Source organism: Streptomyces sp. DvalAA-14 (assembly GCF_900091855.1).
Classification (GTDB): Bacteria; Actinomycetota; Actinomycetes; order Streptomycetales; family Streptomycetaceae; genus Actinacidiphila.
The window spans coordinates 1-17203 of the sequence record NZ_FMCH01000375.1; the positions used below are offsets into that span (position 1 = coordinate 1).

General features: G+C 70.4%; 20 protein-coding genes and 1 pseudogene. 11 read left to right on the top strand and 10 right to left on the bottom strand.

All coding sequences use genetic code 11. The annotated features are described in order from the left end of the window. Positions 1-10 precede the first annotated feature (10 nt). Positions 11-816 (bottom strand): IS5 family transposase gene (locus GA0115240_RS19295; RefSeq protein ID WP_161302305.1). Its coding sequence is split into 2 segments (ribosomal slippage): positions 11-486 and positions 486-816, totalling 807 coding nucleotides; the frame shifts between segments, so codons are not numbered across the junction. A 250-nt stretch (positions 817-1066) separates the two neighbouring features. Here GA0115240_RS19295 and GA0115240_RS19300 point away from each other — a divergent pair. Further along, positions 1067-1531, top strand: a complete 465-nt coding sequence (locus GA0115240_RS19300; protein ID WP_093737925.1) for a DUF3885 domain-containing protein — start codon at positions 1067-1069, stop codon at positions 1529-1531. Between the two features lie 36 nt (positions 1532-1567). Here GA0115240_RS19300 and GA0115240_RS19305 read toward each other — a convergent pair. The 3 genes and pseudogenes from GA0115240_RS19305 to GA0115240_RS19315 all read right to left on the bottom strand — a co-directional run bounded on the left by GA0115240_RS19305 (position 1568) and on the right by GA0115240_RS19315 (position 4290). Next, a pseudogene (locus GA0115240_RS19305) lies at positions 1568-2376 on the bottom strand (IS5 family transposase). A gap of 618 nt (positions 2377-2994) precedes the next feature. Beyond that, positions 2995-3288 (bottom strand): hypothetical protein, encoded by a 294-nt coding sequence (locus GA0115240_RS19310; protein WP_093737926.1) that lies wholly within the window; start codon positions 3286-3288, stop codon positions 2995-2997. A 102-nt stretch (positions 3289-3390) separates the two neighbouring features. Next, positions 3391-4290, bottom strand: a complete 900-nt coding sequence (locus GA0115240_RS19315) for an NAD(P)-dependent oxidoreductase (RefSeq protein WP_093737927.1) — start codon at positions 4288-4290, stop codon at positions 3391-3393. A 388-nt stretch (positions 4291-4678) separates the two neighbouring features. Between GA0115240_RS19315 and GA0115240_RS19320 the strand changes: the two genes are divergently transcribed. Together GA0115240_RS19320 and GA0115240_RS19325 are read left to right on the top strand one after the other, a co-directional pair. Then, entirely contained in the window at positions 4679-4870 is a 192-nt protein-coding gene (locus GA0115240_RS19320) for a hypothetical protein (protein WP_256069887.1), read from the top strand. Between the two features lie 393 nt (positions 4871-5263). Further along, positions 5264-5869: a TetR/AcrR family transcriptional regulator gene (locus GA0115240_RS19325; RefSeq protein WP_093737929.1), complete on the top strand. Its 606-nt coding sequence runs from the start codon at positions 5264-5266 to the stop codon at positions 5867-5869. A gap of 60 nt (positions 5870-5929) precedes the next feature. Here the strand turns inward: GA0115240_RS19325 and GA0115240_RS19330 are convergent, their stop codons facing one another. Continuing rightward, entirely contained in the window at positions 5930-6766 is an 837-nt protein-coding gene (locus GA0115240_RS19330) for an enoyl-CoA hydratase/isomerase family protein (protein ID WP_093737930.1), read from the bottom strand. A 134-nt stretch (positions 6767-6900) separates the two neighbouring features. Between GA0115240_RS19330 and GA0115240_RS19335 the strand changes: the two genes are divergently transcribed. The 5 genes from GA0115240_RS19335 to GA0115240_RS19355 all read left to right on the top strand — a co-directional run bounded on the left by GA0115240_RS19335 (position 6901) and on the right by GA0115240_RS19355 (position 11073). Further along, a complete protein-coding gene (locus GA0115240_RS19335) occupies positions 6901-7347 on the top strand; it encodes a winged helix-turn-helix transcriptional regulator (RefSeq protein ID WP_093737931.1) in 447 nt (148 codons plus the stop codon). Positions 7348-7415: 68 nt separating this feature from the next. Next, on the top strand, positions 7416-8024 hold the full coding sequence (locus tag GA0115240_RS19340; protein WP_093737932.1) for a DJ-1/PfpI family protein: 609 nt from the start codon (positions 7416-7418) through the stop codon (positions 8022-8024). A gap of 1416 nt (positions 8025-9440) precedes the next feature. Beyond that, the gene (locus GA0115240_RS19345; protein ID WP_093737933.1) at positions 9441-9935 is read left to right on the top strand and encodes a GNAT family N-acetyltransferase; all 495 of its coding nucleotides are present in this window, start codon (positions 9441-9443) and stop codon (positions 9933-9935) included. Positions 9936-10140: 205 nt separating this feature from the next. Continuing rightward, positions 10141-10533: a hypothetical protein gene (locus GA0115240_RS19350; RefSeq protein ID WP_176725115.1), complete on the top strand. Its 393-nt coding sequence runs from the start codon at positions 10141-10143 to the stop codon at positions 10531-10533. A gap of 201 nt (positions 10534-10734) precedes the next feature. Further along, positions 10735-11073, top strand: a complete 339-nt coding sequence (locus GA0115240_RS19355) for a YciI family protein (RefSeq protein WP_093737987.1) — start codon at positions 10735-10737, stop codon at positions 11071-11073. Positions 11074-11267: 194 nt separating this feature from the next. Here the strand turns inward: GA0115240_RS19355 and GA0115240_RS19360 are convergent, their stop codons facing one another. The 5 genes from GA0115240_RS19360 to GA0115240_RS19380 form a co-directional block, all read right to left on the bottom strand. Next, the gene (locus tag GA0115240_RS19360) at positions 11268-11978 is read right to left on the bottom strand and encodes an enhanced serine sensitivity protein SseB C-terminal domain-containing protein (protein WP_093737935.1); all 711 of its coding nucleotides are present in this window, start codon (positions 11976-11978) and stop codon (positions 11268-11270) included. Continuing rightward, entirely contained in the window at positions 11975-12331 is a 357-nt protein-coding gene (locus GA0115240_RS19365; protein WP_093737936.1) for a hypothetical protein, read from the bottom strand. The genes GA0115240_RS19360 and GA0115240_RS19365 overlap by 4 nt, the downstream gene beginning before the upstream one ends. A gap of 6 nt (positions 12332-12337) precedes the next feature. Continuing rightward, positions 12338-14182 carry a putative T7SS-secreted protein gene (locus GA0115240_RS19370; protein ID WP_093737937.1) on the bottom strand — a complete coding sequence of 615 codons (1845 nt, stop codon included), beginning with the start codon at positions 14180-14182 and terminating at the stop codon, positions 12338-12340. Next, on the bottom strand, positions 14182-14808 hold the full coding sequence (locus GA0115240_RS19375) for a hypothetical protein (RefSeq protein ID WP_093737938.1): 627 nt from the start codon (positions 14806-14808) through the stop codon (positions 14182-14184). Before GA0115240_RS19375 ends, GA0115240_RS19370 begins: the two co-directional genes overlap by 1 nt. A gap of 92 nt (positions 14809-14900) precedes the next feature. Further along, a complete protein-coding gene (locus tag GA0115240_RS19380) occupies positions 14901-15140 on the bottom strand; it encodes a hypothetical protein (RefSeq protein ID WP_093737939.1) in 240 nt (79 codons plus the stop codon). Positions 15141-15581: 441 nt separating this feature from the next. Between GA0115240_RS19380 and GA0115240_RS38340 the strand changes: the two genes are divergently transcribed. From GA0115240_RS38340 to GA0115240_RS19390, 3 genes are all read left to right on the top strand, one after another. After that, positions 15582-16184, top strand: coding sequence for a carcinine hydrolase/isopenicillin-N N-acyltransferase family protein (locus tag GA0115240_RS38340; protein WP_256069888.1), 603 nt, complete (start codon positions 15582-15584; stop codon positions 16182-16184). Beyond that, the gene (locus tag GA0115240_RS38345; RefSeq protein ID WP_237555020.1) at positions 16181-16528 is read left to right on the top strand and encodes a C45 family peptidase; all 348 of its coding nucleotides are present in this window, start codon (positions 16181-16183) and stop codon (positions 16526-16528) included. The genes GA0115240_RS38340 and GA0115240_RS38345 overlap by 4 nt, the downstream gene beginning before the upstream one ends. A gap of 251 nt (positions 16529-16779) precedes the next feature. Continuing rightward, complete coding sequence (locus GA0115240_RS19390) at positions 16780-17106, top strand: hypothetical protein (protein ID WP_093737940.1); 327 nt, start codon at positions 16780-16782, stop codon at positions 17104-17106. Positions 17107-17203: the final 97 nt, after the last annotated feature.

Sequence of the window (17203 nt, forward strand, 5' to 3'; positions counted from 1 at the left end):
AGGCGATGTCTCATGTGGTGAGTTTGGCGAGTTTCTTGAAGCAGATCAGCGTGGCGGCGAGGCCGAGGAAGGCGAGGAAGTGGCTGCCCTTGCGCTCGTACCGAACGGTGAGCCGACGGTAGCCGAACAGCCAAGAGATGGTGCGTTCGATCTTCCAGCGATGGCGTCCGAGCCGTTCGGAGGACTCGATGCCTGGGCGGGCGATGCGGGCGACGATGTTGCGTTTGCGCAGCCAGGTGAGGGTGTCGGCGGAGTGGTACGCCTTGTCTGCGCGGAGCTTGCCGGGGCGTCGCCGGTGCGGTCCGCGCCGGGAGCGCACGGCCGGTATCGCCTTCACGAGGGGTTTGAGGGCCAGGCTGTCGTGGGTGTTCGCCGCGGAGACGCCGACGACCAGCGGGATGCCCTGGGCCTCGGACAGTACGTGCAGTTTGCTGCCGGGTTTGCCGCGGTCGACCGGGTTCGGCCCGGTCAGCGGACCCCCTTTTTCGCCCGCACCGAGGCGGCGTCGATGATCACCGATGACCAGTCGAGTTCACCGCGCGCACCGAGCTCGTCCAGGACCGCCCGGTGCAGCCGCCGCCACAGACCCGCTTTCGTCCATGCGGCAAACCGGCGGTGCGCGGTGGCCGGCGAGACGCCGAACGACGGTGGCAGGTGCCGCCACGCACACCCGCTGGTCAGCACGTACACCACGGCAGTGAACACCGCCCGCTCGTCCAGGGGCGCAGTACCGCCACCCTGGCGACGAGGCGTGAACGACGGCAGCAGCGGCGCGACCAGATCCCATAACCCGTCAGGAACCAGCCGCTGCGACAGATCAGCACCCACGAAGAACAATCATGCCGCACTTCACGGCACAGCCACGTGAGACATCGTCTTAGAAGTCGTTTCTCTTGGTGAACGGGCGCGGGGCATCATGACCATCGGTAGAGGCCGCTGCGGGAGAGGACGGGTACGGCAGATGTCTGGAGGCGTAACGGCGGCTTTGACGGGGTTGTGGCAGCAGCACTGGCCCAACTGTCCTCCTGTTGGGTACAAGCTCCGCGACCCGTACCGGAATGTCTGGGTGCGGTTCCACAGCCTGCCGGAGTCGAAGCGATACGCGGACGACGAGAGCGAGTACACCGTCGTCCTGGAGCGGTACAACACCGTCCTCGATGAGTTGTTCGCCGGTGAGGATGTCTACGTGATCACTCCAGTTTGGGCGACCGAAGCCGAGGTTCCGCGATTCCGGCAAGATGCCGGCTACTGGCAGAGCCTGTTGGTGGAGGACGATCCGGATCCGGAGTTCCGTACCTACTGCCACCTCTTCGCCGCCCGCCAGACCTGGGAATACGGCTGCCTCGACGAGCTGCTCCGCGACATCGCGGACGACAAGGTTGCGGGAGTCCTCGTCACCGACACCCAGATGGGACGTATCTACCACCCCTACGACGGTGGCGCCGATGTCTTTCTCGCCGCGCCCGAGGAGCGGGATCAGATGCGCGATCGGCATGCCGACTGGCTTTCCCGTCACCCATCGGGTCTCTGACGGGGCTGGCTCACCACCTCGCCCTCGTCGTGGGAATTAGGTAGTCAGCCGACAGAAGCAGATGCGGAGGGCCGCTATGCCGACGAAAGCGAGGAAGTGTTCGGCCTTGCGCTCGTAGCGGCGGTGGAGCCGTCGGCATCCGGCCAGCCAGCTTACGGTCCGCTCCACTACCCACCGGTGACGGCCGAGCCGCTGTGAGGACTCCACGCCCTTGCGGGCGATGCGGTGGCGGATGCCACGGTTGCGAAGCCACCGACGCAGATGGTCGTAGTCGTAACCCTTGTCGGCGTGCAGCTTCGCCGGGCGCCGCCGGCGCGGGCCGCGGCGGGAGCGGATGGGCGGGATCCCACGCACGAGCGGCTCCAGGCCCAGGCTGTCGTGCATGTTCGCCGCAGATATCCCGAGCGACAGGGGAAGTCCGTTCCTGTCGGTGAGCAGGTGAATCTTCGATCCGAGCTTGCCGCGATCGGTCGGATTCGGTCCCGTCAGAGGCCCCCTTTTGTGGCCCGGACGCTTACGGAGTCGATGGCGCATCGCGACCAGTCCAGCTCACCGAGGGCACCGAGCTCATCAAGGATCACTCGGTGCAGCCTGGCCCACACCCGGTCCCGGCTCCACTGCGCGAAGCGCCGGTAGACAGTGGGCCAGGCCGGACCGAAGACCGGCGGCAGCTGCCGTCAGGTGCAGCCTGACGTCGCCACGAAGATGATCGCGGCCAGAGCTTCGCGGTCCCCGGCCCGGCGCCGGCCACCACTCTGAGGACGCTTCACCTCAGTCGGCGGCACCACCCGCCGAAACAGCACCCACAACTCCTCCGGCACCAACCGCTCAACCAAGTCCGCCATGCAACCTTCAACGACCGCGCCGCCATAAGAAACGACGTCTTAGGCGCGGGGGAGGCCCAGCGCACGTAAGCGAATTGGGCACCGCCCGTTCGTGAAGACCAGGGCCTGCGACCGGGGGGCGTGCCACCGCCCGGCCCGGGGGCCGGGATGCTACTGCTCAGCGCCTGGACCAGGCGCGTCAGCCTTCCGCCGACACTTTTTGTGCGGCGCACAGCGTCAGGTTCGGCGACATCTCCGGGCGGCTGATCGAAACGCCCGGGGCGTGGCCGCATCCGCGGGACGGCCCCGGCTGCACATGCTCGCAGCCGAGCCGGCCGCCCGCGCGGCAACCGGACGGCCCCTGCTGTCCGCTACCGCCCGGAAGAGCTTGGGCGCGGACGCCGCCCGATTCCCCCTGTTCGCATGGGCACACGCTCAAACCCCCTCCGACAGGCGGCCCTTGAGGACGGACGGCCATGACGCCTGGCCATCGTGTCCGAAGGGCCCATGTGGCCCGCTGACCCGGCGGAGCGGGACGCTGGAACAGGTCGCAGCGGGGTGTCCGGTCGGAGAGCTCGACATGCCGGTGGCGTAGCGGCGGGGCAGCCCCGTCACCGAGCAACTGATGAAAGCGCCGGCTCAGAGCAGCACGAGACCGTTGATGATGCCGATGACGACAAGGATCCAGCCGACGATCTCGAAGAACCGGCCGACCGCCCGACGTGTCCTCCGCTCGGGCGGGGGCTGGTGCAGGACTCCGCCGAACCGGAACGGCCGGTCGGGCAGGAACATGTTGCGGCCCGAACGGCGCTGCATCCGACCGTAGGTGATGACCGCGGCCCCCGTGGCGCAGCAGATGAGAAATCCGGCCAGCTCGGTCCCGGCGGTTGCTGGTGGACCGTCAGCCGCTGCCATCATGATCAACGCGGTCATATGATCCTCCCCGTCCACGCCGAGAGAGCATGATCGCATACCCGCCGCCGCCCCGTGCCGCCGGGAAGACGGGGGGCGGGTGGGGTCGGATCGAAGACCTCTCTACGGCCCGGCCTCGCTGCTTCGGCCCGGGTGGCCGGGTGGTGGCGGCTTCCTCAGGTGGTCGACGGCTGCGAGGTCGTCCTGGTCGTGTCCGGCTGCGGCGGTTGCGTCCAGGCGGTCGCGGACGGCTTGGAGCAGGGGGCTGGGGGCGGCGGCCATCGCGGCGAGGTCGAGGTCCTTCAGGGCGAGTTGCACGGCGAATCCGGGGGCGTACGACGTGTGGTCCATGGCGTCGACCTTCTGCAGTTCGTAGGGCATGGCGAGCGGGCCCGCCTGCAGTACGCGGACGAAGGTCGCATGGTCGATGCCGAGTGCGTCGCACAGGCCCAGGACGTCGCTCATGGCCACCGTGGCCGCCGCCATCCAGGCGTTGACCGCCAGTTTGACGGCGCTGCCTTCCACTCCCGTGCCCACGTGCAGTACCGACGAGCCGAGGTCGTCGAGCACGGGGCGTGCCCGTGCCAGGACATCCTCCGGGCCGGCGACGAGCCAGACGAGGTTGCCCTGCCGGGCGGGAGTGGTGCTTCCCGAAACCGGTGCGTCGAGGTAGTCGGCGCCGTGATCGCGAGCCATGCCGGCGAGGGCGGCGGCGCTGTGCGGGCCCACGGTGCTCGCCTGGACCCAGACGGCGCCATCGTTGAGCCGGGGCAGGACATCCGACATGACGGCCGACACCGCGTCGCCGTCACGGAGCACGGTGATCACGACGGCCGCGCCGGAGACCGCATCGGCAGCAGTGCGCACTGCCGTGACGCCCGCAGCGTTCTCCGCCGCCGCGCGGGCCCTGGCCTCCGTACGGTTCCACAACCGCACCTCGTGTCCGGTCTCGCCGAGCCGCGCTGCCATCGCGGCGCCGAGCGCGCCCGCGCCGAGCACGGCGACGGTGGTGGTGTCCGGCATGGAAGTGCTCCCTTTCGCTGCTTTGCCTCTCCCGTGCCATGTTCCGCCGGGAACCGGAGTTTTTCCTGGTGGGGAACGCGTGCGGGAGCCCACGGGTCCCGGCGGGCATGGCGTCGCCGGTCCCCGGGTTTTCCCCCGACGCGCGCCCGCGGTGGTGGAGCAGGCCAGGGGATGGGTTGACTGCGCGAGGCGCTGGACGCCGGCGGCACCGTTGTCGACCGGCGGGTGACCGCGCGTCCGGCCGCCGATTCGGGACGGCAGGAGCAGCTCGACCTGCTCGATACCGTGCGGGTCAGGATCGGCCGCACCCTGGATGCGCTGCGCACCGCTCAGGAGCGGTCCGACACCGCCGTCCCGAGCTTCGCCGACGCCGTGGCGGTCGACCTGGGTGAGCATCACGTCCTTCAACGAATGGCACGAGGGCAGCATGATCGAGCCCGCCACCAACACCCCGCCCACCAACCCCGTCACTTACCTCACCTACAACGGCGCCTACGGCACGTCCGGCGCCGCCGCCCAGACCGCCTACCTCGACCGCACCGCCTTCTGGGTGCCGCAATACGTCGCCAAACACGGCTGACCCCCTCCCGGTCTCCGCCGTGACGCCCTCCGTCGCCGTCCCCGGATCTCGCGGGGACGGAGACGGACGGTGACCCGAGTCGGAAGCAGATCTCCTCGCCGACCGGACGACGCGGCTTCCGGGTGGGCCTTGCCGCCGACGTGGGCGACCGCGCCGCCGGCCCGCCACGGCGGGGAAGGGGTCCGCCTTGCCTCGGCCGCCGGCTCCGGCCCGACAGCACCGAGGTGCTGCGCTCGCGCGTCGGCCGCTTCGGCGGCGGTCTCGTGCGGCGCGCGGCTGCGGCTGCTGTCCCTGCAATGATCTGGTGGTGGTGTCCCGTGGTCGGGCGGCGGGCACGGCGCTCTGTCACCTGTCGGCTTTGGCCTGACTTCGGTATCGCTGTACCGTATTGTTATGCCTGTTGAAAAGAGGACGAGACGTGCCGGCGGACGCAAGCGGCTGACGGTCCTGGACACCGTGATAGAGGTGCTGGCCGACCGGGGGTACGAGGGGACCCGCTTCGCCGATGTGTCGGCCGCCAGCGGCACGGCGGTCAGTACGCTGCAGAACTACTTCGGATCCCGGGAAGACATGCTGATCGAAGCCCTTCAGCGGTCGACGAATCAGGAAGTCGAGGCGCTTGCGGAGCTGGCCGCGGCGCATGCCGATCCGTGGGAGCGTCTGGTCGCCCTGATCGATCGCAGCCTGGGGAATCCCGAGCCGGTGCAGCGCACGCTGCTGGAGTTCTGGCGCTCGGCGATGCGCGACGAGGAACTGCGCGAGCACAGCGTGGAAGTCAACAGACGCTATCGCCAGCCCTTCCTGGCGGCGGTTCAGGAGGGATGCGACACAGGGCTGTTCCGTCCCGAACACCGTCCGTCGGATGTCGTGGACTTCCTCCTTGCCATCCTGGCCGGTCTCATCATTCCCCGGGTCCTTCATCAGGGCGGCGCGGCGCCGGAGGATTTCAGGAGTCTCCTGCTGTCGCAGCTGGGCAGCGCCCTGGGCCGTCGGGATTGACGGGCGCTCCCGCCTCCGGCCGGTGGTATCCGGCGGGGGAGTGCCCGGCGCGCTTCGCGCTCAGCCGGGGAACTCTGCCACCGCCTTGCCCAGGTCGTGTTCGGTCCCGCCCGGCGTCTGGAGGCCGCGCTCGGTCAGGTAGTTCAGCCGCTCGCGGGTTTCGGGCAGCGCGATCAGCGCCTGGAACGTGGCCGCGTCGGAGCGGATGTTCGCCGGGCCGGCCAGCGTGAGGTCGTTGATGGCGCGCTTGGCGGCCTTGACGCCCTCCGGCGGGAAGCCGGCGATACGCCTGGCCAGGCGGTCGACGAAGCCGTCCAGTTCAGCATCGGGCAGGGAGCGGTTGATCCAGCCGTAGCGCTCCGCGAGGTCGGCGTCGAAGTCGTCCGCGCCGACGACGGCTTCGATGGCGCGTGTCCTGCCCAGTCGGCGGGTCAGGTGCTGGATGCCGCCCGCGCCGGGCAGTGCGCCCGTGCCGGCCTCGAACTGCCCGACGACCGCTTTCTCGCGCGAGGCGAAGATCATGTCGCACGCCAGGGCGAGTTCGTTGCCGCCACCGCGGGCCCTGCCGCGTACCTTGGCGACGGTGATCACCGGGACCCGCGCCAGCTTGTGCAGGAACATGCCCAGCGAGGCGTCACCGGGACCGCCGGCCCTGGCGGCCTCGGCGGTGTACTGCGGGACCGCCGTGAGGTCCACGTGCGCGGAGAAGAACTCCGCGGAGGCGCTGTCGATCACCACGACCCGCACGTCACCGGGGTCGTTGTAGAGCGTGTCGACGAGCGAGACGAGGTCGCGGACCAGATCGGCGCCGATCAAGTTGAGGGGGTCGGCGTCGAGGGTGGCGAACAGGACACCCGCTTCCTGCCGGGTCCGGATCGACGCGTACGCGAAGCTCATCTCAACTCCTGTGGTTTCGTTTTTAAACCAGTATCACGCGTGCACCACCGGCGCAAGCGAGCGCCCGGCTCGTCCGACCGCCGGCCCGCCGCGTAAGGTTTAATAGTGAAACCACTAGTCCGGGGAGGACGCCGATGCGCAAGACGGACCTCAGCGGGGCGTCGTGCCCCATAGCCCGCTCGCTGGGCGAGATCGGCGACTGGTGGTCGCTGCTCATCGTCCGGGACGCCCTCGCCGGCATGACCCGGTTCGGCGAGTTCCAGCGCAGCCTCGGCTGTGCCAAGAACATCCTCAGCGTCCGGCTGGCCAAGCTCGTCGAGCACGGCGTCCTGGCCACCGCCCCCGCGTCCGACGGCAGCGCGTACCGCGGGTACCGGCTGACGGAGAAGGGCATGGCCCTGCGGGTCCCGCTGGTGGCGCTGCGGCAGTGGGGTGAGGACAATCTGTTCGGCGCGGACGAGGAGTGGCTCGGACTCGTCGACAAGCGTGACGGCCTGCCCGTGGCCCGCCTCGACATGCGCGCGCAGGACGGCCGCCTTCTGGAGCCCGACGACGTCGAGGTCCGCGGCTTCACCGGCTGACAGGCCCTCGCCCCATGACCGCACACGAGTCAGACCGCAGATCCGATGCCGTACGAGAAGGGGTTGTGATGCAGGTAGCCGTGGTCACCTTCGACGGATTCAACGAGCTCGACAGCTTTATCGCGTCCGCACTCATCAACCGGTGCCGCAAGGGCGGCTTGGAAGCCTTCATCACGACACCGACGCCCGTGGTGACGTCGATGAACGGCGTCGAGGTGACCGGGCAGCGCCCGATGGAGTTCGTGACCGGAGCCGACGCCGTGCTGATCGGCAGCGGCGTGAAGGCGCGCGAGGTCGTGGCCGACGACCGGCTGCTCTCCCGGCTGCTGCTGGACCCTTCGGGTCAGCTGATCGGTGCGCAGTGCTCCGGCGCGCTGGTACTCGCCCGGCTCGGGCTGCTGGACGACATGCCGGCGTCCACCGACCGCACCAGCCGGCCCTTTGTCGAGGCCTGCGGTGTCACCGTGCTGGACGCGCCGTTCCACGCCGAGGGGAACATCGCCACGGCGGGCGGTTGCCTGGCGTCCCAGTACCTCGCGGCGTGGGTGATCACCCGCCTGCTCGGGGAGGACGCCGCGCGCGGCGTCCTCGACTACGTGGCTCCGGTCGGCGAAACCCAGGAGACGGTCGAGCGCGCCATGCGCGCCGTCCACGCGGGCGAGGCCGCTCTGCGCTGACCCGATCAGCACACCCGCGGTGCGCGGACGTCTGCCCGTTGTCGCCGGCCGGCGTCTGGCCCCGGGAACGGGCCGCCCCCCGGCGCGGCGGGGGCGGTCCTCCAACTGTCGCCCCGCTCCTTCACCGCGGGAGACCACGGCCCGCCGCGCCTTCAACCGCCTTTGACCACGCAGGTGGTGCCGGGGCGACGCACTGCTCGGCCAGGCCGCCCGGTCGCCCATCCTCGACCGACTGACTCCGCCGGGCCGGATGGTGGTCGCGCAGCGGCCGACCCGTCCGCCCGCTGAGCCCGGAAGCCCGCCGAACGGCACACCGGTCTCCCGCCCGGGCGCGGCTTCGTCGGAGAGGGCACCTACCGGAAGCCGAGTACGGCTTCGTGGTGGACGCGGGCCCGGGCGGTGACCGGCGTGAACGGACATGGCAGGTGGCCGACCCGATGCCGAGGGTGCGGTCGGCGGTGGACGGCGACGGGACGGTGGGACAGCAGCTCGCCCGGGCCGTTCGCACGGTCACAACGACCATGTGTCCGCCGACGGCCGGTTCGCCGACCGCCCCGCGACCACTCTCGTGCCCCGGGAGGCGGACGCCGTCCGCGCCTACTTCGGATCGACGAAACGTGGCCCGTCCGGACAGTCACTTTCCCATGACCCCTCCGCGCCGGCCTCGGACAGCTCAGCTTCGCAGAGATCAATGGTCAGACACGGCCTCGCGCCGCAGTAAGCAACGTTCGTCCCCGTATGACGCGCCGTCCTGTTGAGGATCCGGGATGTCCGTTGTGCGTCATGCTGGGCGGCGCTTCCGCACCGCGATCAAAGGGCCGGGTTCGCTCGAAGCAGCACGAACGCCCCAGGGCGACACCGCTGCCTGTCAGCAGTGGTCGCGGCGGGCCCCGCGTCGTTCCCCTGTCACCGGTACGGCACCGGCCACCGCGACGGCCGCGCCGCCGAACAGCAGCGGAGCGGGGTCGGTCCCGGTGGCGGCCAAAGCTCCTGGGGCGTTGCCCCCGGAGGTCGACCCGCCGGAGCCGGAGCCGGAGCCGGAGCCGGAGCCGGACCCTCCCGTGGCGGTCCCTGCGGACGCGGACCCGCCGGTGGTCGGTGCTGTCCCAGGCCGGCCGGGCGTTGTCGGGCTCGGGGCCGCCGGGGCCGCCCTTCCGGGGCAGTCGGGCTCGTGGTGGGGCTGCTCGCGCTGCTGCTGTCACTGCCCGCGGCCGTTGCCCAGTCCGCGCCGATGTCCGCGCCGCTGCTGGGCGAAGTGGCTTCCGGTTACCTCGTTCGGCGTCACTCCGGCGAAGACCGACTTCGATCGAAACCCAGCCCGAATATCGACCCGACACCTACGACCCGCTGGGGGCGGCGACCGAGCTGTCAGCAAAACCAGGTGGCCTCAGCGAACCCGCTGGGTAAGGTCGGGCAATGCCCAAGCTGAAGCCACTGCATGCTGCCCACGCCCCGGCGGTCTTGGCCTTCGAGCTGGCGAACCGCGCCTACTTCGCCGCTTCGATCTCCGACCGCGGCGACGACTTCTTCGACCGGTTCACCGACCGGTACAACGCTTCGCTGGCCGAGCAGGAGGCCGGCACCTGCGCCTTCTACGTGCTCGTCGCCGAGGACGGCTCGGTGCTCGGCAGGTTCAACCTCTACGACGTGCAGGACGGCACCGCCAGACTCGGCTACCGGGTCTCGGAGCGGGTCGCCGGCCGCGGCGTGGCGACCGCGACCGTCCGGGAGCTGTGCCGGAGGGCGACAGAGATGCACGGCGTGCTCACACTGCGGGCGGCCACCTCCCACGACAACGCCGCGTCCCAGAGAGTCTTGGCCAAGGCCGGGTTCGTCCCGGTCGGCCCTGCCACCCCGGCCGATCTCGGCGGCAAGTCAGGCACTTGGTACCAGCGCGACCTCCAGCCATAGACCGTGACAGGCGACGATGTCGACGGCGGCAACCCGAAGCGGCGGGCCGCGCCGGAAGCGCGCGCGGGGCCGGCAGCTGGCCCACTACCGCTGATGGTCGCCCCACGGCGCCGTCACCACCGCCGCCATCCGCTGACGGCTCCGACCATGATCCGCCGCGCCGCGCCGCGCCGTGCCCGGAGGGTCAGGTCGTACCCTCGGCACCATGCCTCGCCGTTCGAGCAGGCCCCGCCGACTGATCGCCGACGGACGGGTGTACCTGTGGACGCTCCGCCACCGCCACCGCGTGTTGGACGGCGGCCGGTTCGCGGACTGCTGCGAGACCCTCACGCTGTACCCGCAGCCGGCAGGCACCGGCGGCCCACTGCACATCGTCTTCGCCGACGGCCCGGGCCGATACGTCGGCGCTGCCCCCATGGGCTCCGGGGACGTGGGATACATCCAGGGCGGCTCCCTCAACCTGCATGAACCAGGCGCCGCCCGGGCCCTGCTCGATGCGGCTTCGGCCCGCGGATGGCAGCCGGAGCAGCGGGCGGTGGAGGTCGACGGCTGGTCTCTGTTGGAGGCGGCGGCCGCCCTCCGGCCCCGGACGGATTGATCCCGCTCACCCAGGGCCGGCCAATACCGCCGACAGGCCGTGAACCAGACAGGAAGATCACGATCTACGAGTGCAGTACCAACCGGCCGGGACGCCGCACTTCGGACGCCGGGGGAGTGTCGGTTCGGAAGGAAGGCATTCGACGTAGGACGTAGGGTGAGAGGCGGCCGGAGGAGGCCGACGACCTGGGGAGCCATGTATATGACGCGGTACCTGATCTCGTTCGATGACGGCGCGATGACCTTTGCCGAAGAGGACTTGCCCGCGCTGGACGAGGCCGCGCACGAGGTGGTGCGCAAGGCTCAGGACGCCGGTGTGTGGGTCTTTGGTGGTGGACTGCAAACTCAGCAGGCGAGTGTCGTGGCCACCGACGGGACCGTCACCAGTGGCCCGTACCCGGAGACCAAGGCAGTGCTCGGCGGGTTCTCCGTCATTGATGTGCCCTCACGTGAGGACGCGCTGGAGTGGGCGGCCAAGATCGCTGCCGCGTGCCGCTGCGCGCAGGAGGTCCGGGAGATCATGCCCGACCCGACCGTCTGATCGAAGACGGCCAGCAGCGGGCGTGGCCTGTCGCTCAACGTCTGACGGGCTCCGTCCGCTGGTCGCTCCTCGCGTCCGCACGGCCTCCGCTCCGGGGGAGTCGTCGGCTTGTCGGCCTCGGCGAGGTGCACTGCGCGCTCGACGGTTGCGGGAGGCGGTCGGCCCGGCCGGTTCCCGAGGGGTGGGAACGCGGGTCAGGCAGGGTCGGCCCGTACGTAGCAGGGTGGGACGTCGGCCAGGACGATGCGGCGCAGTTCGTCAGGGATGTCGTGCAGGGCCACGATCTGCATCGGGTCGGGCAGGCCGATCTGCGCGGCGGCGGCGACGAACGCCTCGGCCGCCGCGGTGTCGGCGCCGGGCGCGGCGGGGTCGTGGTCGTAGGCGACGAGGATCTTCTCGCGGGCATCGGCGACCTGATAGCGAGTCAGATACACCGCCCGCACCCCGCTCAGGGCCTCGACCCTCGGCCGCGCCGCGGCGATGAGGTCCGGCTGATGATCGCCGCCCTGCTTGATACGGACGGGAGCGCCGGCTGGGAACGGCCGGCCCGCGGCGATCACGGCGTCACGCTCCCAAGGCATCACCACCAGCGGGGAAGCGGCACGGGGGTTGACGACCAGGCCGCACCCCGGTGCCAGCCGTTGCAGCAGTTCGGGCACCGTGATCTGGAAGAGCCGGTATCCGCCCGGCAGGTCGCGCCGGATCTCCTCGGGGTCGGTGTACGCCACCGCGCACAGCTGGTCGCCGGTATCGGTGTACATGAGCTCGGGCCCGCGGTCGGTGGGCTGCACGCCGATCAGGACATTGCTGTCGGCGATGCGGAAGATCAGCGGGTTGACCGCCATCTCCAAGGACTCGGAGGAGTCCGGAGCGTCCGGCGGCGGCCGGTCCGGCTCCTGGTTCACAGTGCCACCTCCCCTGCCTGGGTCCATTCCTTGGGCAGCGGCGAGTAGATCGTCACGTACCGCTCGGTGTCGGAGAGCAGCAGTCGGCCCTTCTCGCGGTAGCCGGGGCGGGGGAGCACGGCGTACAGGCGGATGGTGGGCGGGAAGCGGAATGTCTGCCGGAGCTGGTCGATGTGCAAGGGCCGCATCAGTGACAGGGTGCGGTCGTCGAGCAGGGGGTCGGTGCGGCCCCAGTTGGACAGGACGCGGTTGCCCCAGGACAGTTCGGCCGCCACGACCGGTTCGAGATGGGAGTAAGGGCGGTCCGGGTCTGGGCTGGAGGAGATGAGGGGGCGGTCGTCGTTGCTGGTCATGGGGCCTCAGCGAGTCGGGGCGGTGACGTCCGCGCCGGCCTGGGCGCCGCGGAACATGCCGGAGCCGACGCCGTGGACGAACGAGACACCGGCATTGAAAGTGTCCTTGGTCCGCTGGTTGGTCAGGATCGAAGACCCGGGCGGCAGGTCGAAATTGGTGAGCGGAATATGCCCGCCGCCGCTGGTGTCGGCGACGACTTTGTTGAGCATGGGCAGCACCCGGCCGCTGCCGCCGGAGTCGATCACCGAGATGGTGCCGGAGGCGATGTGGTCGGCGAGGTTCGGCACGAAGAACTGCGGCAGGCCGCCGGCGCCGAACTGCGCGTTGGCGCGGGCGATGCCGGTGGCGGCCGGGGTGTCGGCGTTGAAGTGGATGGTGACCCCCTCGGTGCGGTATTCGTGCAGGATCCGGCCGGGGACCAGGTCGGAGGGCCCGACCTGCACACCCCGGCTGATCCCGGCCGAGTCCAGGCCGAGTTTGGCCATCGTGCCCTCGGGCACCGCGAAACCGGTGAGCGCCGGGTGCAGCACCTCCAGGTCCGTTCCCGCGGAGACCACCGTGTCATGGAAGACGTCGATACCGGGGTAGGCGCCGCTGCCCTGCCAGGCCCGGGCCTGCCAGGACGGCAGGCCGCGGGCGGTGGACCGGCCCGCGCTCCAGCCGTCTTTCGCCTCGGCGAAGCCGCTGCGGAAGGAACCGAAGAACGCCGAGCCGTCGGCGAAGCCGCTACCGAAACCGGTCAGCAGGCCCTTCGCGCCGTAGCGCAGTTCCGAGGACATCTGGGTGAGCTTGCCCCAGGCGGTGAACGGCAGCGCCCGGATCAGGCCGGGCAGCGCCGACCTGCCCTCCCAGGCCACCTCGGCCAGGCTGCCCAACCCCCTGACCGCGCCCCAGCCCGCGCCGAGGACGTGCACCCCCGCGCCGATCAGCCCGCCGGCCTGGAAGGCGGTCTTCAGCTCGGCCAGCGTGGTCAGGCCCTTGGTCATCGGGATGCAGCTGATAGCGGCGAGTGCCACATCCCACAGCGAGGCTCTGCCTTGGGTGTACTGGTAGATGGTGTCGGCCAGGACCAGCAGCGCCGCGGCGAACACGATCCAGGCGATCGGGCCGCCGATGATCAGCGCGATGATGCCGCCGACCACGACGACGATCTTGGCGACCACGACGATGCCGTGCCACACCTTGGCAGCGAGGTCGCCGAGCTTGTGCCAGAAGGAGTCCGGCGGGATGCCCGAGTCTGCCGCGTCGTGCAGTGCTTTCCCGGCCGCGCTTGCGGCCGACTCCCGCAGCCCCGCGGCCTGGTGGGCCAGCTTTTTCGCCGCTTCCAGCTGCGCCTGCGGGCCGGACAGCTGTGACGTCAGGGAGTCGACCCGGTCCTGTGCGGCGGTGTGCTTGCGCGCTCGATTCCTGACCTGCTCGGGGTCGGGTGGAGCGGGCGTCTTGTCCAGGCCGCTGAGGGTGGCGCCGGCCGACGCCAGCTCGGAGTGCAGCGACCTCACCCGGTCGTAGACCTGCCTGGCCTGGGACAGTGCCCGGTCGGCCTGGCCCTGCGCGTTGTCCAGGTCGTCGGCGTAGGTCCCCAGCGCGTCGGCGGCCATGTGGTGGGAGTGCGCGACCTTGTCCAGCTGCCCGGGGAACTTGCCGATCGCGTCCTTGAACACATCGCCGGCCGCCCCGATCCACGTCAAGGTCGCGTCGTCCCCGGCCAGGCCGCGGACGTTGCGGGCGGCGGACTCGGCGTCGTCCGCGATCAGCCGGGTACGACGCGCCAGTTCGCGGACCCGCAACGGGTCACCGGGGGTGGGGTCTTCGGTCAGGTCGAGCACGTGCCAGTCCGCGGGCCGGGCCATCAGGGACGACGCTCCAGAAGATCGGCGGTACGAAAGAGCCGAAACGTTTCCGTGACGGCATCGAACACGTCCAGCAGCGCCGGAGCGACCTCCACCGCGGGGCTGCTGCACGAGACGATCGCGACCCGGTTGACATCGGGCAGCGGCACAAAGGTCTGCATGGTGACCGCACGCAGTGACCGCCCCGACGCCGCGTCCTCGACATCCTCGACTCCGTGACTGCGGGCCGCCGGCCCGGCGTGCGGCAGCTCGAGGGTGGTCACCTCGGTCCACGGATCGTCCTCGCGCTGCGCGGACGTGGAGGTCAGCTGGGCGATCAGCGGACCGATCCGGTCCTCGGCGTCGCTGCGGGCATCGGCGGGCCCGGCCACGAACGACACGGTGACGCAGGCGGTCAGCAGCCCGTCGGCGACCGGCTCGGCCATCACCGCGCAGTACACCGCCCCCGCGTCCCACGCGCCCGCCGCCTGCTTGCGGATCAGCCGGACGACGTCCGCGCGCCGCGCGCGCAGCTCCGGCAGGTCAGTGAGACGGGCGCCCACCAGCTCGGCGGCGGAGGCCGCCCGTGTGGCGGGCCGAACATCCACCTCGAACCAACTGCCGGGCACCTGGAGCGTATAGCCCATCCCGACATCCAGCCGCGGGCCCGCACCCCCGCTCACCGCTGCCCCCCGACACTGTCACGCAACTGCCCGGCGAGATCCTCATCGACCTTGGTTCACGCCTTGACCGCCTCGGTGACCATCGTGGACAGGCTTTCCGCGGTGTGCTCCACATGGCCGCGCCCGTCCCGCCAGTGCTTCTCGAAGTGATGCATCGCGTCCCGGACCGTATCGTGGCCGAAGTCCGCGTCATACGCGTCGATCAACGAGCGGCTCGCTTCCAGCCCCTGCTTGATACGGCGCAGCTGCCCGCCGAACCCGTCCAGGGCCACGAGATCGTAGCCGAGATCAGCCATCGTGCGTTTCCCCCTTTGAACCGGCGTCATAGCTTGCCACACTGCCTGCCGGACCGTCAGGGCGTTGCCTCCGGCATGGACGGCGTCGGCACTTTCGACCTGGGTTGCCGGACGGCCGCGGGGTGCCGGACGGTTGCGCCGCGATGGGCGGGGCGTGCGCCCCGGGGCCCGCACCGCGACGCATCCGGCGGACGCGGCGGAAGACTCAGCCGATGTCCGGCGGGAGATCTCCGAGTTCGAAGGCCCGCCGTTCCCCCCGCGTCCGACCGTCTCCGTCAAGGCGGGACGCGATCGCCTACGGGGGATCGGCCACGCTCGCGTCCGGCGGCTTCAACCAGATCCGGCGCCCTGGCCGTCCCCGATGGCGGCCCCTGGTGATTCGCCCCGCAATGAGCTAGGTTGCCCGCGCCTCGTCCGATTCGCACAGGGGGAGTGGCAGCCGTGCGGGAACAGCTCAAGACCTTCCAGGCGATCGAGGTGGGCGACGGCGGCGATGGGCGGTGGGCCGCCTACGCCCGGCCCCTGTGGCGGGAGATGGAAAGCCTGCTGACCGAGGAGGGCCGGACTCCGCAGGGCGCGGATCGCGTTCGGGCGCTGTTCCGTGCCCACATGCCGGAACTGGTCCCGGCTCTGGACCGCCTGGCCGGCCAACTCGGCGGGCCCGAGGCGGGAGCCTTCCTCACCCACGCGGCGCTGCGGCCGTTCTCCCCGGGCTGCACCCAGATCGGCCAGAACGGCACTCTGCTGCGCAACTACGACTTCCCGCCCGATCAGTGCGAGGGCGCCATCGTCTCCTCCTGCTTCCTGCGCCCTGTGATCGGGATGCAGGACGTGCTGTGGGGCTTGCTGGACGGGATGAACGACGCCGGTCTCGCGGTCTCGCTCACCTGGGGCGGACGTTCCGCCTACGGACGTGGCTTCGCCATTCTCATCGTGGTGCGCTACCTGCTGGAGACGTGCGACACCGTCGATAAAGCGGTCGGCAGGCTGCGGTCCCTGCCCGTCACGCCGTCCCACAGAACCCCACCCTCGTCGATCCTGTGAAGGCGGTGACGGTGTTCGTGGGGCCGGATATGTCACCGATGGTGGCGCCGGATGCCTGCGCCGCCAATCACCAGCACCTGCCGGTGACCGACGAGCAGGAGCGGGCCCTGCAAACACAGGAACGGCTGCGCGCCATCCGCGCCGCGGGCGCGGACGTCGCGGCGATGCTGAAGCCGCCGCTGTACCGACCCGTCGAAGAGCAGGGGTCGAGGACCCTCTACACGGCCCACTACCGGCCCGTCGAAGGCCGCGTGACGTACTACTGGCCCGGTGAGTCATGGCAACAGTCCTTCGGCGACTTCACACCCGGATCCCGCACCGTGACCTTGGGCGTGGCCGACTGAGAGGCATTCCGGACTCCTGCTCACCCCCGCACGAACATCTGGCAAGGACGTGATGTCACCCCCCGCCGCCCCTGGTCGGTCGAGCACCCCGCCCGATTCCCCCCGACACGGCGTCTCACGCCATCTGGCCACGAATCCACCGGTCTTGACGACTGCTCCGTACAACTGCCCGGCGGGTACAGCACGTCCCGGTTCATCTCACGCGTGACGGCGCGATACTCCTGCTCGGGAGTACGCCGGAGGGCGCCCTGATGGGGGTGTTCATCGGTGGAGGTCTGGCGCTCGCCTACCGGCGGGCCGTCGACAGCCGCTCCCGGGGGCCCGCCCTCACAGGGGCGATACTTGCAGCCCTGGTCTTCCCCGCCGAGGTTCTGGACGTGGCGCTGGGCACGGACGTGGGATCCCTCGAGATGGCGACGACCTTGCTCGCATGGCCGGTGATGACAGTGGTGGCCGCCGTGCACAGTGCTGACATCGCTGGCCGCACCCGCCATCACGCATGGCTGTGGACCGGCCGGTCATCCGCGTCGCTGACGCGCTCAGCCACACCGGCGTCGCCGCCACACGAAGCTGCGTAACCAGGACGGACTACGAACCCTTCAACTACGACGCCGCTACTGGAGTCATTCACAGCAGGGTCGGATGGGCTTACCGCTACGACCACGGGCACCGACC

Coding starts and splice junctions, on each gene's coding strand:
- GA0115240_RS19325 (WP_093737929.1), top strand. CDS start 5,264: ATGCCTGTTGAAAAGAGGACGAGACGTGCCGGCGGACGCAAGCGGCTG.
- GA0115240_RS19310 (WP_093737926.1), bottom strand. CDS start 3,288: ATGACCGCGTTGATCATGATGGCAGCGGCTGACGGTCCACCAGCAACC.
- GA0115240_RS19335 (WP_093737931.1), top strand. CDS start 6,901: ATGCGCAAGACGGACCTCAGCGGGGCGTCGTGCCCCATAGCCCGCTCG.
- GA0115240_RS19355 (WP_093737987.1), top strand. CDS start 10,735: ATGACGCGGTACCTGATCTCGTTCGATGACGGCGCGATGACCTTTGCC.
- GA0115240_RS19390 (WP_093737940.1), top strand. CDS start 16,780: ATGGGGGTGTTCATCGGTGGAGGTCTGGCGCTCGCCTACCGGCGGGCC.
- GA0115240_RS19340 (WP_093737932.1), top strand. CDS start 7,416: ATGCAGGTAGCCGTGGTCACCTTCGACGGATTCAACGAGCTCGACAGC.
- GA0115240_RS19345 (WP_093737933.1), top strand. CDS start 9,441: ATGCCCAAGCTGAAGCCACTGCATGCTGCCCACGCCCCGGCGGTCTTG.
- GA0115240_RS19370 (WP_093737937.1), bottom strand. CDS start 14,182: ATGGCCCGGCCCGCGGACTGGCACGTGCTCGACCTGACCGAAGACCCC.
- GA0115240_RS19315 (WP_093737927.1), bottom strand. CDS start 4,290: ATGCCGGACACCACCACCGTCGCCGTGCTCGGCGCGGGCGCGCTCGGC.
- GA0115240_RS19330 (WP_093737930.1), bottom strand. CDS start 6,766: ATGAGCTTCGCGTACGCGTCGATCCGGACCCGGCAGGAAGCGGGTGTC.
- GA0115240_RS19380 (WP_093737939.1), bottom strand. CDS start 15,140: ATGGCTGATCTCGGCTACGATCTCGTGGCCCTGGACGGGTTCGGCGGG.
- GA0115240_RS19365 (WP_093737936.1), bottom strand. CDS start 12,331: ATGACCAGCAACGACGACCGCCCCCTCATCTCCTCCAGCCCAGACCCG.
- GA0115240_RS19375 (WP_093737938.1), bottom strand. CDS start 14,808: ATGGGCTATACGCTCCAGGTGCCCGGCAGTTGGTTCGAGGTGGATGTT.
- GA0115240_RS19350 (WP_176725115.1), top strand. CDS start 10,141: ATGCCTCGCCGTTCGAGCAGGCCCCGCCGACTGATCGCCGACGGACGG.